We start from the raw sequence: 15,700 nt of genomic DNA on the forward strand, positions 1-15,700 counted from the left end.
AGAGGGACGGTTCGGGGTCACGGGGAGAACGGGCCGGGGGCGGCGGGCGTCACGGCCGGTCGGGCGCGGGGACGTCCGCTTCCGGGGCCCCGGGGCCGGGGAGGCCGCCCTCGCGGTCGAGTTCGGCCTCGGCGGCGGCGAGCGCGGCGAACTCCTCCTCGGGCGCCGCGGCCACCAGCCGGTGCCTGCTGTAGAGGGCGAAGTAGCCCACGGCCACCGCGTACAGCACGAGCGCGATCCCGGCCGCCTTCGGGTCCACGAGGAAGGTCGCGACGACGGCCGCGCAGGCCAGGACGAACGCGACGGACGAGGTGAGGACGCCGCCCGGCGTCCGGTACGGCCGGTGCAGCCACGGCTCCCGCCGCCGCAGCACGATGTGCGAGAGCGACATCAGCACGTAGGAGACCGCGGCGCCGAACACCGCGATGTTCAGCATCCGGGCGCCGTCCCCGGTGACCGCGGCGAGCGTGAAGCCGATGCCGCCCGGGACGATCAGCCCCAGGTAGGGCGCCTTGCGGCGGCTGGTGAGCGACAGGAAGCGGGGCAGGTAGCCCGCGCGGGAGAGCGCGAACAGCTGCCGTGAACCGGCGTAGATGAGGGAGAAGAAGGAGGCCACGAGCCCGGCCAGCCCGGCGTAGTTGACCACGCGGCTCAGCGTCGTCGACTGTCCTCCGGCGGCGGCCTCCAGCGCGGCGACGAGCGGGTTGTCGGCGTCCTTGATCGCGTCGGACCCGGCGGCCCCGGCGGCGGGCACCAGCGTCAGCAGGGCCAGCAGCACCAGGACGCCGATCGCGCAGGCCATCGCCTTCGGCAGGCTCCGCGCCGGGTCCTTCGTCTCCTCGGCCGCCAGCGGCACGCCCTCGACGCCGAGGAAGAACCACATGCCGAACGGGAAGGCCGCCCAGATCCCCAGCAGTCCCAGCGGCAGCCACGAACTCGCCCCGAGCGCCCGCTCGTCGACGGCGACGTCGTGCAGCGAGCCCGGGTCGAAGTCGGCCAGCGCGCCGACGCAGAAGACGAGCAGCGCGGCGACGGCGACACCCGTCACGACGAAGCTGAACCGCAGCGCCTCGCCCACGCCCCACAGGTGGATGCCGATGAACAGCGCGAAGCAGGCCAGCGAGACGGGCCAGCCCTGCTCCAGGCCGAACAGGCCGAGGGACTCCACGTATCCGCCGATGAAGACGGAGATCGCGGCGGGCGCGAGGACGTACTCGATGAGGATGGCCGTCCCTGTGAGGAAGCCGCCCCAGGTGCCGAGCGCCCGGCGCGCGAAGCCGTAGCCGCCGCCGGCCGTGGGGAGGACGGAGGAGAGTTCGGCGAGGGAGAAGACCAGGCAGGTGTACATCGTGCCCATCAGCACGGTGGCGATGGCGAGTCCGCCGAAACCGCCCTCCGCGAGACCGAAGTTCCAGCCCGCGTAGTCGCCCGAGACGACGTACGCGACGCCGAGTCCGGTCAGCAGCAGCCAGCCCGCGCTGCCGCGCCGCAGGGTCCGCCGCTGGAGATAGCGCTCCGCGCTCTCCCCGCCGTTCCCGGGACGCGGGTCCGGCCCGCCGTGGGTTCCGTCTGGCATGGGCCACTCCTGTCTGCCGCACGGGCCGCCGCGAGGGCGCGGACATTGGTGTGGCCCCATACCTTTGTGCCACGGCGTGCCGGGCGCAACCCCCTGTGCGCGAGCGCGGGTTGATCCGGAGGCCGCGCGCCCCTCACGCGCCGGAGCCGGTGCCCCCGACGAGGAAGCCGCGCAGCAGCGCCGCCGTGCCCGCGCAGTGCTCCTGGCTGACGGCGCGCGCCAGTTCGGGGTCGCCCGAGAGCACCGCGTCCACCAGGGCCGCGTGCTGGTGCTGCGCGTGTTCGAGGTTGCGGACGAGCAGCGGGATGCGGTCCAGCAGCCCGTTGACCTTGGCGCGCACGGCCGCGTACTGCGCCGTCAGCGAGGGCGAGCCCGCGAGTTCGACCAGGGTGAGGTGGAAGAGCGTGTCCTGTCTGCGGTAGTCCTCGGGCGCCGCGTCCCGCGTCGCGTCCAGCGCCGCGCGGACGCGCTCCGCGTCGTCCCCGGTCAGCGGGCGCGCGGCGCACACCCCGGCGGCGCCGGTCTCCAGCACCTCACGGAGGATCAGCATGTCCTCGACGGCGTGCTCGTCGGGCCCGTCCGGCGGTGCCGGGCTGCCGCCCGGGGGAGCGGCCCTGACGAAGGTGCCGCCGTACCGGCCCCGGCGGCTGACCACGAGGCCCTCCTCGGCCAGCACCCGCAGCACCTCGCGCAGGGTCACCCGGCTGATGCCCAGCCGCTCGGCCAACTCCCGCTCCGCCGGCAGCCGTTCGCCGCCGCCGACCAGGCCGAGCCGGATGACCTGGAGTATCTGCTCCAGCGCCTCCTCGAACCCGTTCCCGGCCCGGACGGGGCGCAGCACCGTCTCCAGCCGGACCGCCGCGTCCCCGTCCGTCATCCCGTCCTCCTGTCCGCCCGCTGCGCGCGACCTCTTCCGTATCAATGGTCTTCGCCACTACCTTATGGCTTCCCGCGGACCGACACGGAGGCAGCCTGTGCTAGACGCCACGCCCCACCGCTCGCCCCTCACCCCACCGCCGCCGTCCGGGAGTTCACCCCCGCTGGCCGTCGCGGAACTGCGCGCGCTCGTCGACGCGGGCGAGATCGACACCGTCGTCCTCGCCTTCACCGACATGCAGGGCCGCCTCCAGGGCAAGCGGTTCGCCGCCCGCTTCTTCCTCGACGACGTGCTGGAGCGCGGCACCGAGGGCTGCAACTACCTGCTGGCCGTGGACGTCGAGCTGAACACCGTCGAGCGCTACGAGATGGCCTCCTGGGAGCGCGGCTACGGCGACTTCGCCATGCGCGGCGACCCCGCCACCCTCCGCCGCGTCCCCTGGCAGCCCGGCACCGCCATGATGACCGCCGACCTCACCTGGCACGACGGCACCCCCGTCGGCCCCTCGCCCCGGCAGATCCTCCGCCGCCAGCTCGACCGCCTCGCCGCCCGCGGCTGGAGCGCCCACGTGGGCACCGAGCTGGAGTTCATGGTCTTCCAGGACACCTACGAGACGGCCTGGGACCGCGCGTACCGCGGCCTGACACCCGCCAACCAGTACAACAACGACTACTCCGTCCTCGGCACGGCCCGCGTCGAGCCGCTGCTGCGCCGCATCCGCAACGAGATGGGCGGGGCCGGGATGACCGTCGAGTCCGCGAAGGGCGAGTGCAACCTCGGCCAGCACGAGATCGCCTTCCGCTACGCCGACGCGCTCACCACCTGCGACCAGACCTCCGTCTACAAGACCGGGGCCAAGGAGATCGCCGCGCAGGAGGGCAAGGCGCTCACCTTCATGGCCAAGTACGACGAGCGGGAGGGCAATTCCTGCCACATCCACCTCTCCCTGCGGGACGCCGAGGGCCGCCCCGTCCTCGCCGACGAGCACGGCCCGTACGGCATGTCCGCCACCATGCGGCACTTCCTCGCCGGACAGCTCGCCGCACTGCGGGAGTTCACCCTGCTCTACGCGCCCAACATCAACTCCTACAAGCGCTTCCGCCCCGGCTCCTTCGCGCCCACCGCCGTCGCCTGGGGCCCCGACAACCGCAGCTGCGCGCTCCGCGTCGTCGGCCACGGGCACGCCCACCGGCTGGAGAACCGGGTGCCCGGCGGCGACGTCAACCCCTACCTCGCCGTCGCCGGGATGATCGCCGCCGGGCTCGACGGCGTGGACCGCGGCCTCGAACTCCCCGAGGAGTGCACCGGAAACGCCTACGAGGGCGACGCCGAGCACGTCCCCGCCACCCTCCGCGAGGCCGCCGACCTCTGGGAGAAGAGCACCCTGGCGCGCGAGGCCTTCGGCGACGACGTCGCCGCCCACTACGCCACGATGGCGCGGGTGGAGCAGGAGGCGTACGACACCGCCGTGACCGACTGGGAGCGTTACCGCTCCTTCGAGCGCATGTGAGGAACCGCCCGTGGAACTGCACGTCGTCAACCCGGCCACCGAGGAACGCGTCGCGACCGTCCCCGCGGCCGGCCCCGAGGAGACCGACGCCGCCGTCGTACGCGCCCGGCGCGCCCAGCGCGGCTGGGCGGCCCTCGCCCCCGCCGACCGGGCCAGGCTGCTGCGGCGGTTCGCCGTCGCCGTCGACGAACACCGCGAGGAACTCGCCCAGTTGGAGGTGCGCGAGGCCGGGCACCCGGTCGCCAACGCCAGAGGGGAGGCGGCCAACGTCCGTGACCTGCTCGACTACGCGGCCGGCGGCGTCGAGCGGCTGACCGGACGGCAGATCCCCGTCGCGGGCGGCATCGACCTCACGTACCACGACCCCCTCGGCGTCGTCGGCGTCATCGCGCCCTGGAACTTCCCCATGCCCGTCACCGCCTGGGGCAGCGCGCCCGCGCTCGCCGCGGGCAACGCCGTCGTCGTCAAGCCCGCCGAGGCCACCCCGCTCACCGCGCTGCGCCTCGCCGAACTCGCCCTGGAGGCCGGGCTCCCCGAGCACCTCTTCCAGGTGCTGCCCGGCGAGGGGCCCGTCGCGGGCACGGCCCTCGTCGAACACCCCGGCGTCGACAAGGTCGTCTTCACCGGCTCCACCGCCGTCGGCAAGGAGGTCATGGCCCGCTGCGCGGCCTCCGTGAAGCCGGTGACGCTCGAACTCGGCGGCAAGAGCCCCAACATCGTCTTCTCCGACGCCGACCTGCCCCTCGCCGCCGCGGCCGCGCCCGCCTCCTTCCTCGACAACACGGGCCAGGACTGCTGCGCCCGCAGCCGCATCCTCGTCCAGGCCCACGCCTACGAGCAGTTCATGGAACTCCTCGAACCGGCCGTGAAGACCTTCCGCGCCGGCGACCCCACCGACCCCGCGACCGAGATGGGCCCGCTCATCTCCGCCGCGCACCGGGACCGGGTACGGGACTTCGTCCCCGAGGACGCCCCCGCCCTCATCCGCGGCACCGTCCCCGAGGGCAAGGGCTACTGGTACCCGGCGACCGTGCTGGAGGGGAAGCCCGGCGAACGCACCGCGGAGGAGGAGATCTTCGGCCCCGTCGCCGTGGTCATCCCGTTCGAGGACGAGGACGACGCCGTACGCCTGGCCAACGGCACCGCCTACGGCCTCGCCGGATCGGTCTGGACCCGGGACGTCAACCGCGCCCTGCGGGTCTCGCGCGCCGTCGAGGCCGGGAACCTGTCCGTCAACTCCCACAGCGCCGTGCGCTACACGACCCCCTTCGGCGGCTTCCGCCAGTCCGGCCTCGGCCGCGAACTCGGCCCCGACGCGCTGTCCGCCTTCACCGAGACCAAGAACGTCTTCATCAGCACGGAGGAGCACCCATGACCGACGGGACCACCGCAGCGCCGCACTCCGACGGGCCGCTCTGCCGCCGCCTCGCCGGCCGCACCGCCGTCGTCACCGGGGCCGGCAGCGGCATCGGCCTCGCCACGGCCCGCAGGCTCGCGTCCGAGGGCGCGAACGTCGTCTGCGCCGACGTCGACACCGTACGCGGCAAGGCCGCCGCCGAGGAGACCGGCGGGACGTACGCGGAGACCGACGTCACCGACAAGGAACAGGTCGAGGCGCTGTTCCGGACGGCGAAGGAGCGGTACGGCTCGGTCGACGTCGCCTTCAACAACGCGGGCATCTCGCCGCCCGACGACGACTCGATCCTCACCACCGGGCTCGACGCCTGGAAGCGGGTGCAGGAGGTCAACCTCACCTCCGTGTACCTCTGCTGCCAGGCCGCGCTGCCCTACATGCGGGAGCAGGGCCGGGGCAGCATCATCAACACCGCCTCCTTCGTCGCCGTGATGGGCGCCGCCACCTCGCAGATCAGCTACACCGCGTCCAAGGGCGGGGTGCTGGCCATGTCCCGCGAACTGGGCGTGCAGTTCGCCCGCGAGGGCATCCGGGTCAACGCGTTGTGCCCCGGCCCGGTCAACACCCCGCTGCTCCAGGAGCTGTTCGCGAAGGACCCGGAGCGGGCGCAGCGCCGCCTGGTGCACGTGCCCGTCGGACGCTTCGCCGAGGCGACCGAGATCGCGGCGGCGGTCGCCTTCCTCGCCAGCGACGACTCGACGTTCGTCAACGCGACCGAGTTCCTCGTCGATGGGGGTATCGCGGGGGCGTACGTGACGCCGGTGTGAGGGGCTTCTCGGGGCGACCCCCGCTTCTCGGGCCCGCCCCGCTTGGGAGAACTGCGCCGAGGCGCAGGGCTGGCAAGCGCAGCCGCCCAGCCCCGGCGCGGGGTGCTCAACTGCCGTCGCCGGGCCGCCCCGTACGCCGTGGCCGTTCGCGCAGTTCCCCGCGCCCCCAAGAGGCGCAGTTCCCCGCGCCCCCAAGAGGCGCAGTTCCCCGCGCCCCTTTCGGGGCCGTCCCTCACAGGAAGGTGTGTCCCTCGCCGCGGTAGGTGGGGAGGGTGCCCGTGACCCGGTCGCCCTCCACCACGTGCAGTTCGGCGAACCGCTCGCACAGCTCGCCGGACTTGGCGTGCCGGAACCACACCTTGTCCCCGAGCAGCAGATCGTCCGCGGCGGGGCCCAGCAGCGGGGTCTGCACCTCGCCGGGCCCCTCCTGCGGGTCGTAGGCGAGGCCCCGGGGCAGGTACGGCTGCGGCAGCCGGTCCCGGCCCGCGACGCCCGAGGCCGGGTAGCCCCCGCCGAGCACGGTGACGGACCCGATCCCGGGACGCCGCACCACCGGCATCGCGAACAGCGCGGCCGGCCGGGCCGTGAACGAGGTGTAGTGGTCGAACAGCCGCGGCACGAACAGGCCCGAGCCCGCGGCCACTTCCGTCACCGCCGCCTCGGCCGCCGTGTGCTGCACGCTGCCCGTACCGCCGCCGTTGACGAACTCCAGGCCGGGGGCGACGGCCCGCACCGCGCGGACCGCGTCGGCCCGCCGCACCGCCAGCTCCCGCCGCGCCGCCGCCTGCATCAGCCGCACCGCGCGCGAGCGCACCGGGCTGCCCGGCACCGCGTCGCCGACGCCCGCCACGTGCCCCTCGTAGCCCATCAGCCCGACCAGCCGGAAGCCGGGCCGCCGGGTCACCGAGCGGGCCAGTTCGGCGAGTTGGGCGGGGGAGTGCAGCGGGGAGCGGCGGGCGCCGACCCGTACCCGGCCGCCCAGCAGCCGCAGCGAGGTGTCCAGCTCCAGACAGACCCGGATCTCCTCGCGGCCGCCGTCCCGGGCCGCGTCGATCAGCGCCAGCTGCGCCGGGTCGTCGACCATCACCGTGACCGCGCGGGCCAGCTTCGGGTCGGCGGCCAGCTCGGCGTACCCGGCCCGGTCGGGGGAGGGGTAGGCGAGCAGCACGTCCTCCACACCCGCGCGCGCGAGCCACAGCGACTCGTCGAGGGTGAAGCTCATGACGCCGCTGAACCCGTCCTTGGCCAGCACCCGCTCCAACAGGCCCCGGCAGCGCAGCGACTTGCTCGCCACCCGGACCGGCTTGCCGCGGGCCCGGCGGCGGAGCAGCTCGGCGTTCGCGTCGAACGCCTCCAGGTCGACGATCGCGAGCGGCGCGTCCAGATGCGCGGTGGCTCGGTCGTAACGGGCGCGAACGGATGCCTCGGCGGCGGTGCCGGATGTCGTATCGAACACCCGGGCAGCTTGCCAGAGCCGCGCCCCCGGGCACAGCCCCGTTCACGCCCCGCCCGCCTCCGGCACCCGGTCCCCCCGCAGTTCGCGGGCGTGCGCCCGGCCGGCCGCCCGCCCCTCGCCGGGGCTTTCCGCCGGACCGGAGGCGGTTCCGGCCGGGTTGCCGGACATACCTGTTCGCCCCGTAGAGTGACGGCGCACGCTGCACCGTGCTGACCTGCGGCGTGTTGTCCGATACGAACCGGCATGCCCCGAAAGGCATTCGTGTGGGGTGGCACTGCGCGCGGGGAGGGTGCAGATGAGCGCTGACGCCGACCGCACCCGCGTACCGTCGCCGCCGTCCGCCCCGCCGCGCCCCACCTCCCCGCCCCGCCCGGCCGCGGCTCCGCACGCGCACGTCCCCCCGAAACCCCAGTCGCCGCCGCCGTCCCCCGGCGCGGCCGGGCAGACGGAAGCGGAACCCGCCGGGACCGAGCCGATCCAGGAAGACGAGTCCACCGCACAGATGCCGCAGCCCACGGACGCGGACCGGCACCGGCCGCCGCGGCGGCCCGAGTCCCCCTCCCTCCCGGCACAGCAGGCGACGGCGCCCACCCAGCCCCCGCCGCCCACCGGGAAGCCGCTCACCTCCACCGCTCGCCCCGCTCCCCGCCCCGCGCCGCCCCGCCGGGAACTCCCCGCCGAGGTCCCCGGCGCCTTCGGCCCCCCGCCGCCGCCCCGGGACACCCCCGAGGCCCCCGAGCCCAACCGCCCCGCGAAACCCGCTAGTTCGGCCACCCCGGGCACCGGCGCCCCGTACGCGCACGGCGCGTACGGCCCGGCCCCCGCGTACCCGCCCGGCACCTACGACACGACCGGGCCCGCGCGCATCGGCCGCCCCCAGGCCGCGTACGGCAACGCCCGGCACGAGACGCCCGGTGACGGGACGTCCGGTCACGGCGCCCCCGGCTACGGCGGCGAAGGCGCGCACCAGGGCGGCACGTTCGGCGGCGGAGCCTTCGCCGGGACCTTCGGCCAGGGCCCGCACGGCACCGACACCTTCGGGACGCCGCCGAAACCCGCGCGCCCGCGCCCCCGGACGCGCAAGCTCGCCGCCGCCGTCTGCCTCGTGCTCGGCATAGGCCTGCTCGGCGGGGCCCTCGCGGGCGCGGTGCTCAGCGGCGACTCCGGCGAGAAGACGGCCGCCGAGGCCGAGTTCGACCGCACCCGCGAGCTGTGGCACAGCACCCCCGTCGACGAGCTGTTCCCCAAGACCCTCAAGGGCGCGGCGGCCGGGCCCGGCGGGGCCGACCGCCGCTGGTTCCGCGTCGCCGTCGCCCCCGACAGCGGCTGTGCGAACGCCTTCGACCCGATGCTCACCAAGGCCCTCTCCCCGGCCGGCTGCCAGCGGCTGCTGCGCGCCACCTACGTGGACGAGACGACGAGCAGCGTCACCACCGTCGGCATGCTCTTCACCCGCACCGACAAGTCCGGGATGTCGGCGCTGCGCGAGCGGTTCGCGAAGGAGAGCCTCACCGAGCGCACCGATCTGATGCCGCGCGCCCAGCCCGCGCGCGGCACCGTCGCCGCCGACTTCGGCGACGCGCAGCGCGCCAGCTGGACCCTCCGCGTCCTCGCCGACGAGCCCGTCGTCGTCTACGCCGTCACCGGCTTCGCCGACGGCCGCGTCGTCAGCGACCCGCAGGCCGCCGCCGAGGCCACCGAGCAGGGCGAGACCTCGGCCGCGGCGCAGGCCGGGCTCGGCCACGACGCGCAGGGCATCGCGGACCGCGTCGAGCACCGGATGCGCAAGGCGGCGGCCGCCGCACGGGCGGAGGACGAGTGAACCTCCCCGCCCGACGCGCCAACTCCCGCGCCCCGCACCCGAATCCGGCCCCCCACCCCACCCCAGGCACCGTGACCCCACACCCCGTACCCTCGCAGCGCCCGTCCCGCCGCGCCCGCGCGCGTGCCCGTTCCGCCGTGACGGCCCTGCTCGCCGCGGGGCTGGTGCTGCTGCCCGCCGCCGGGACGGCGGCCGCGGCCGAGGGCTCGGGCGTCCAGGAGCGGCAGTGGGGCCTGAAGGAGATCCACGCCCCCGACGCCTGGAAGACCACCAAGGGCAAGGGCATCACCGTCGCCGTCCTCGACACCGGGGTGGACACCGAGCACCCGGACCTGAAGGACAACACCCTGCCCGACAAGGACTTCGTCCGGATGGGCGCGGAGAAGGGCGACCGCCCCTGGGCCCGGCACGGCACCTCCATGGCCGGGATCATCGCGGGCCACGGGCACGGCAAGGGCGGCAGGCTCGGCGTCCTCGGCGTCGCGCCCGAGGCGAAGATCCTCCCCGTGCGCGTGCTGCTGGAGGACACCGACCCCGAGCGCAGGACCGCCCGCCACCAGCGCTCCGGAGCCCTCGCCGAGGGCATCCGGTACGCCGCCGACCAGGGCGCCGACGTGATCAACATGTCGCTGGGCGACGACAGCCGCTCCGCCCATCCCGACCCCCGCGAGGACGCCGCCGTCCGCTACGCGCTCCGCAAGGGCGCGGTCGTCGTCGCCTCGGCCGGCAACGGCGGTGAGAAGGGCGACCACGTCTCCTACCCGGCCGCGTACCCCGGCGTCATCGCCGTCGCCGCCGTCGACCGGAACGGCAGCCGCGCCCCCTTCTCCACCCGCCGCTGGTACGCCACCGTCGCCGCACCGGGCAAGGACGTGCTGATAGCGGACCCGGACCGCACCTACTACGAGGGCTGGGGCACCAGCGCCGCCTCCGCCTTCGTCTCCGGCTCGGTCGCGCTCGTCCGGGCCGCGCACCCGGACCTCAGCCCCGCGCAGGTCAAGGAGCTGATCGCGGACACCGCGCAGAACACCCCGGCGGGCGGCCGCAGCGACGCCCTCGGGACGGGCCTGGTCGACCCGGCCGCCGCCATCGAAATGGGCTCCAACGTCACCCCGCGCAAGCAGCAGCCCGGCCAACTCCCGTACGCGCACGAGTACTTCGGCTCCGGCCCGGACGACGGCATCAGCCCGGGCTGGACCGCGTTCCTGGCCGCCGTCGCGGGCGCGCTGCTGATCGCCGCCGCCGTGGCCCTGCGCCGCGGCGCGGGCCCCGGCGCCCCGGACGTCCCCGGGCCCCCGCCCGCCCGCTGACCCGCCCCGGCCCGGTCCCCGCGACCGGGCCGGATAGGGTCGACGCGTGGCGCTCAAGAACATCCCCGACTCCGGCTACTCCACCGACGACGGCTCCGCCGACCCGGCCCTCGCCGAGGCGCTCGCCGCCTGGCACGCGTCCCCGGACGCACCGGACGCCGGCCGCCGCGTCCTCGCGGCGCTGACCGGCACCCGGCTACTCGTCCCCGTCGTCGCCGTCCTGGGGGAGAGCGAGACGGGCGAGGACGGGCTGCGCCGCGAGAAGAGCAGCGACATGGCCGTCCCCACGCTCACCGCGCCCGGCGGCCGCCGCGCCCTCCCCGCCTTCACCTCGACCGAAGCGCTGGCCCGCTGGCGCGCGGACGCCCGCCCCGTCGCCGTGCCCGTGCACCAGGCGCTCCAGGCCCTGGCCCACGAGGGCGCCGACACCCTCGTCCTCGACCTCGCCGGCCCCGTCACGTACCAGGTCACCGGCGCCGCGCTCTACGCCCTCGCCGACGGCCGCACCGGCACGGCCCCCCTCGCACAACCCGCCGTCGCCGAGGCCCTCCGCACCGTCCTGGCCGCCGAACCCGAGGTGCTCGGCGCCCACCTCGTCCCCGGCGACGGCGACAGCGACGGCACCCTCGCCCTCTCCCTCGCGCCCGCCGAGGGCAGCGCCGAGGAGGCGGCCCGCGCCGCCGCGCAGCGGATCGCCGGCGCGCTCGCCGCCGACGAGACGCTCCGCACCCACCTCGTACGCGGCCTGAACCTCGCCCTGCTCCCGCCCGGCACGGCGCTCCCCGACGGGGCCCTCTACCGCCGCTGAGGCCGCCGGCCCGCCGCGCGCCCGACATGCGCCGCGGACGGGAGCGGCGGACACTCGGGGAGAAGATCGTCACCCCGACGTGACAGGAGGCGGCATGTCGAGCATGTCGACGTCTGACTTCTCACGGTCCGTCGAAGCGGCGGAGCGGGAAGCCCAGCCCTACGCGGCGGAATTCCTCGGGACGCTGTTTCTCGTCTTCTTCGGTGCCGGCGCGGTGGTCCTGGCCGGCGAGTACATCGGCACCCTCGGCATCGCGCTCGCCTTCGGGTTCGTCCTGCTGGCCCTCGCCTACGCGATCGGCCCGCTCTCCGGCTGCCATGTGAACCCGGCCGTGACGCTCGGGATGCTGCTGGCCCGGCGCATGGACCTGCGCGAGGCGTGCATCTACTGGATCTGCCAGGTGATCGGCGGCATCGTCGGCGCGGCCCTGCTGTTCCTCGTCGCCAAGCAGATCCCGGGGCTCCAGACCAGCGAGTCCTTCGGCAGCAACGGCTTCGGCGACCGCTCGGCCGTACAGATCAACGCCTGGGGCGCCCTGATCGCCGAGATCATCCTGACCGCGCTGCTCGTGTACGTGGTGCTCTCGGTGACCCACAAGGTCGCCCTGGTGGGCTTCGACGGACTGCCGATCGGCATGGCCCTCGGCGTCGTCCACCTCGTCGGCATCCCGCTGACGGGCACCTCCGTCAACCCGGCCCGCAGCATCGGCCCGGCCCTCTTCGCGGGCGGCGCCGCGATCACCCAGCTGTGGATGTTCATCGTCGCCCCGCTGCTGGGCGGCGCCCTCGCCGCGGTCCTGCACCGCCTCACCCACCCGCAGACCGGCTACGGCAACCTCGCGGCGAACGCCGAGCCCACCGAGTCCCACGACGACTGACCGCCCCCGCATGCCGCCGCACACGACGGTGCCCGCCGGAGCGTCTCCGGCGGGCACCGTCACGTGCAGGGGGAGGGGTCAGCCCAGGACCGGGCCGGTGTACTTCTCGCCGGGGCCCTGGCCCGGCTCGTCCGGCACGGTCGACGCCTCGCGGAAGGCCAGCTGCAGGGACTTGAGCCCGTCCCGCAGCGGCGCCGCGTGGTACGAACCGATCTCCGTGGCCCCGGCGGTGACCAGCCCGGCCAGCGCGGTGATCAGCTTGCGGGCCTCGTCCAGGTCCTTGTGCTCGGCGCCCTCCTCGGCCAGGCCGAGGTTGACGGCGGCGGAGCTCATCAGGTGCACCGCTACGGTGGTGATCACCTCGACCGCGGGAACGTCCGCGATGTCACGGGTGAGGCTGTCGAAATCGGGGTTCTGCTCGGCGGGCCCGGCGGGCCCGGAGGAGGCGGCGTCGCTCATGCGCCCCAGACTATGTCCCCGGCGGAGCCCGGGCCCCGCGCCCTCGCGTGTGGGGGCTGTCCCGCAGCCCTGCTATGCTGGGACATCGACCGGCCGAGGACAGCCAACCACACGAGAGCCACACCAGCACTCGCCGTGGAGCAGCTGACCTCAGGCCCACAAGTGGAGGCTCCGACTTCCCACCTGACGGCCCTCAGGGCTGCGGGTCACTGGTCAGGCTGCGCCCCGCGGTTCACCGCGGCGGTGCTCCCGTACCGAGGAGCCCCGCCTGTGTCCCGTCCGGGGCGTTTTTTGCGTCACGGCGCGGTGGTCACCACTTATCTAAGACTCATGCGCGGCCGTTCGCCAGACTGCCGCGCGGTGTACCCGAGGAGGCCCCATCAGCGCCGAGCCCCGCATCAACGACCGGATTCGCGTCCCCGAGGTGCGACTCGTCGGTCCCAGTGGCGAGCAGGTCGGCATCGTGCCGCTTGCCAAGGCCCTGGAGCTCGCACAGGAGTACGACCTCGACCTCGTCGAGGTGGCGGCCAATGCCCGCCCGCCCGTGTGCAAGCTCATGGACTACGGGAAGTTCAAGTACGAGTCGGCCATGAAGGCCCGTGAGGCGCGCAAGAACCAGGCGCACACGGTCATCAAGGAGATGAAGCTCCGGCCGAAGATCGATCCGCACGACTACGACACCAAGAAGGGTCACGTCGTCCGGTTCCTCAAGCAGGGTGACAAGGTCAAGATCACGATCATGTTCCGTGGTCGCGAGCAGTCGCGCCCCGAGCTGGGATTCCGGCTGCTGCAGCGGCTCGCTGACGATGTGGCCGACCTGGGCTTCGTGGAGTCCAACCCGAAGCAGGACGGCCGGAACATGATCATGGTTCTCGGTCCGCACAAGAAGAAGACCGAGGCGATGGCCGAGGCCCGCGAGGCGCAGGCCGCCCGCAAGGCCGGACGGCAGAGTGACTCCGCCGCCGCCGAGGAGTCCGCTGAGGAGCCCGCGGAGGCGTGATCCTCTGGGGCGCCTGCCTCGGACAGTCCATACCGAACCAATGACGCTTCCCCATGCCCGGCCCGGCCCGGACCGGTGTCAAGGGGAAGCGCCACGACGAGGAGAGAACGGCGACATGCCGAAGAACAAGACGCACAGCGGTGCCAAGAAGCGCTTCAAGGTCACCGGCTCGGGCAAGGTGATGCGCCAGCGTGCCGGTCGCCGCCACCTTCTCGAGCACAAGCCGTCCACGCTGACGCGCCGCCTTGAGGGCAAGATCGAGATGGCCCCGGCCGACGCCAAGAAGATCAAGAAGCTTCTCGGCAAGTAAGACCCGCTAGACCGGGACCCCACCGTTCCGGGCCGGACACCGCACACGTCCGGCCCCGCCAACAAGGAGAATTCACGTGGCACGCGTCAAGCGGGCAGTCAACGCTCAGAAGAAGCGCCGGGCGATCCTCGACCAGGCCAGCGGCTACCGCGGCCAGCGTTCGCGCCTGTACCGCAAGGCGAAGGAGCAGGTCACCCACTCCTACGTCTACAACTACAACGACCGCAAGAAGCGCAAGGGCGACTTCCGTCAGCTGTGGATCCAGCGGATCAACGCCGCTGCCCGCGCCAACGGCATCACCTACAACCGCTTCATCCAGGGTCTGAAGGCCGCCAACATCGAGGTGGACCGCAAGATGCTGGCCGACCTCGCGGTCAACGACATCAACGCGTTCGCGCAGCTCGTCGAGGTGGCCCAGAAGGCCCTGCCGAGCGACGTCAACGCCCCGAAGGCCGCCTGACGTCAGGCCCTTCGAAAGCGCGTCGAGCGTCTGGCGGACCCGTGGGCACTGCCCGCGGGTCCGTTGCTTTGTGTGCGTGCCGGTCGCGAGCCCGGAGCGTACGGCCCCCTCGGACAACGAACGAAGTGAGCAGCCTCCCATGGGCACCCCCGAACTGATCTCCCCGCGCTCCGCCCGCGTCGGCGCGGCCCGCCGGCTGGTACGCCGCAACTTCCGCGGCAAGGAACGCCGGTTCCTCGCCGAGGGGCCGCAGGCCGTCCGTGAGGCCGTGGCGCACAGCGACGGCGACGTGCCCACGCTGGTCGAGCTGTTCGCGACCCCGGAGGCCGCGGCCCGGCACGAGGAGATCGTGTCCCGGGCGCGGGAGACGGGGGCGCTCGTCCACCTCGCCTCCGAGGCGACGATGGGGGACATCTCGCAGACGGTCAGCCCGCAGGGCCTGATCGGCGTCTGCCGGTTCCTGGACCGTCCCTTCGAGGAGATCGTCCGCGCCCGGCCCCGGCTCGTCGCGGTGCTCGCGCACGTCCGCGACCCCGGGAACGCGGGCACCGTTCTGCGCTGCGCCGACGCCGCGGGCGCCGAGGCGGTCGTACTGACCGACGCCTCCGTCGACCTGTACAACCCCAAGGCGGTCCGCGCGTCCGTCGGTTCGCTCTTCCACCTGCCGGTCGCCGTGGGCGTCCCCGTCGAGCAGGTGGTGCGCGAGCTCGGCGGCGCCGGGGTGCGGCTGCTCGCGGCGGACGGCGCGGGCGAGAGCGACCTGGACGAGGAGCTCGACGCGGGCGGCATGGCCGGGCCCACCGCCTGGGTCTTCGGCAACGAGGCGTGGGGCCTGCCCGAGGAGACCAGGGCGCTGGCCGACGCGGCGGTCCGGGTGCCGGTGTACGGCAAGGCCGAGAGCCTCAACCTCGCCACCGCGGCCGCCGTGTGCCTCTACGCCTCGGCCCGAGCACAGCGAGCGGCCGGAGGGTGCCGCTCCGTCACCTCGGCCTAGTAGGGTGTCCTGCCCGGGGGCGGAGCCCGAAAAGGGTCAGGGGGGATGGAAGTGAGACGT

General features: G+C 74.2%; 15 protein-coding genes. 11 read left to right on the plus strand and 4 right to left on the minus strand.

Translation table 11 applies throughout. The annotated features are described in order from the left end of the window. Nucleotides 1-49: 49 nt before the first annotated feature. Complete coding sequence (gene eat, locus HCC30_RS02975) at nt 50-1,576, minus strand: ethanolamine permease (protein WP_169440353.1); 1,527 nt, start codon at nt 1,574-1,576, stop codon at nt 50-52. 133 nt (nt 1,577-1,709) lie between these two features. Next, nucleotides 1,710-2,453, minus strand: coding sequence for an FCD domain-containing protein (locus HCC30_RS02980; RefSeq protein ID WP_169440354.1), 744 nt, complete (start codon nt 2,451-2,453; stop codon nt 1,710-1,712). 97 nt (nt 2,454-2,550) lie between these two features. On the opposite strand from HCC30_RS02980, the gene HCC30_RS02985 reads away from it, so the two are divergent. Genes HCC30_RS02985 through HCC30_RS02995 form a run of 3 tightly spaced genes read left to right on the plus strand, consistent with a single transcriptional unit; the run spans nt 2,551 to nt 6,144 of the window. Beyond that, nucleotides 2,551-3,963: a glutamine synthetase family protein gene (locus HCC30_RS02985; RefSeq protein ID WP_346776466.1), complete on the plus strand. Its 1,413-nt coding sequence runs from the start codon at nt 2,551-2,553 to the stop codon at nt 3,961-3,963. A gap of 10 nt (nt 3,964-3,973) precedes the next feature. Then, nucleotides 3,974-5,338 carry an aldehyde dehydrogenase family protein gene (locus tag HCC30_RS02990; RefSeq protein ID WP_169440356.1) on the plus strand — a complete coding sequence of 455 codons (1,365 nt, stop codon included), beginning with the start codon at nt 3,974-3,976 and terminating at the stop codon, nt 5,336-5,338. Then, on the plus strand, nt 5,335-6,144 hold the full coding sequence (locus HCC30_RS02995) for a 3-oxoacyl-ACP reductase (protein ID WP_169440357.1): 810 nt from the start codon (nt 5,335-5,337) through the stop codon (nt 6,142-6,144). The genes HCC30_RS02990 and HCC30_RS02995 overlap by 4 nt, the downstream gene beginning before the upstream one ends. A gap of 232 nt (nt 6,145-6,376) precedes the next feature. Here HCC30_RS02995 and HCC30_RS03000 read toward each other — a convergent pair whose 3' ends face one another. Further along, on the minus strand, nt 6,377-7,600 hold the full coding sequence (locus HCC30_RS03000; protein ID WP_169440358.1) for an amino acid deaminase/aldolase: 1,224 nt from the start codon (nt 7,598-7,600) through the stop codon (nt 6,377-6,379). A gap of 295 nt (nt 7,601-7,895) precedes the next feature. On the opposite strand from HCC30_RS03000, the gene HCC30_RS28380 reads away from it, so the two are divergent. The 4 genes from HCC30_RS28380 (at nt 7,896) to HCC30_RS03020 (ending at nt 12,417) form a co-directional block, all read left to right on the plus strand. Next, on the plus strand, nt 7,896-9,422 hold the full coding sequence (locus HCC30_RS28380) for a hypothetical protein (protein WP_240979257.1): 1,527 nt from the start codon (nt 7,896-7,898) through the stop codon (nt 9,420-9,422). Nucleotides 9,423-9,559: 137 nt separating this feature from the next. Further along, a complete protein-coding gene (mycP, locus tag HCC30_RS03010) occupies nt 9,560-10,732 on the plus strand; it encodes a type VII secretion-associated serine protease mycosin (protein WP_169440529.1) in 1,173 nt (390 codons plus the stop codon). 46 nt (nt 10,733-10,778) lie between these two features. Further along, on the plus strand, nt 10,779-11,540 hold the full coding sequence (locus HCC30_RS03015; protein ID WP_169440359.1) for an SseB family protein: 762 nt from the start codon (nt 10,779-10,781) through the stop codon (nt 11,538-11,540). Nucleotides 11,541-11,643: 103 nt separating this feature from the next. Continuing rightward, nucleotides 11,644-12,417 (plus strand): MIP family channel protein, encoded by a 774-nt coding sequence (locus HCC30_RS03020; RefSeq protein WP_169440360.1) that lies wholly within the window; start codon nt 11,644-11,646, stop codon nt 12,415-12,417. 78 nt (nt 12,418-12,495) lie between these two features. Here HCC30_RS03020 and HCC30_RS03025 read toward each other — a convergent pair whose 3' ends face one another. Further along, the gene (locus tag HCC30_RS03025) at nt 12,496-12,876 is read right to left on the minus strand and encodes a DUF1844 domain-containing protein (RefSeq protein WP_169440361.1); all 381 of its coding nucleotides are present in this window, start codon (nt 12,874-12,876) and stop codon (nt 12,496-12,498) included. Between the two features lie 379 nt (nt 12,877-13,255). On the opposite strand from HCC30_RS03025, the gene infC reads away from it, so the two are divergent. The 4 genes from infC to HCC30_RS03045 all read left to right on the plus strand — a co-directional run bounded on the left by infC (nt 13,256) and on the right by HCC30_RS03045 (nt 15,640). After that, on the plus strand, nt 13,256-13,876 hold the full coding sequence (gene infC, locus HCC30_RS03030; protein ID WP_169440530.1) for a translation initiation factor IF-3: 621 nt from the start codon (nt 13,256-13,258) through the stop codon (nt 13,874-13,876). A 115-nt stretch (nt 13,877-13,991) separates the two neighbouring features. Next, nucleotides 13,992-14,186: a 50S ribosomal protein L35 gene (gene rpmI / locus HCC30_RS03035; RefSeq protein WP_169440362.1), complete on the plus strand. Its 195-nt coding sequence runs from the start codon at nt 13,992-13,994 to the stop codon at nt 14,184-14,186. A gap of 76 nt (nt 14,187-14,262) precedes the next feature. After that, entirely contained in the window at nt 14,263-14,646 is a 384-nt protein-coding gene (gene rplT, locus HCC30_RS03040; protein ID WP_169440363.1) for a 50S ribosomal protein L20, read from the plus strand. Nucleotides 14,647-14,785: 139 nt separating this feature from the next. Continuing rightward, nucleotides 14,786-15,640, plus strand: coding sequence for an RNA methyltransferase (locus HCC30_RS03045; RefSeq protein ID WP_169440364.1), 855 nt, complete (start codon nt 14,786-14,788; stop codon nt 15,638-15,640). Nucleotides 15,641-15,700: the final 60 nt, after the last annotated feature.

The sequence above is a fragment of the Streptomyces sp. HNM0574 genome (genome assembly GCF_012726235.1).
In the GTDB taxonomy this organism is placed as follows: domain Bacteria; phylum Actinomycetota; class Actinomycetes; order Streptomycetales; family Streptomycetaceae; genus Streptomyces.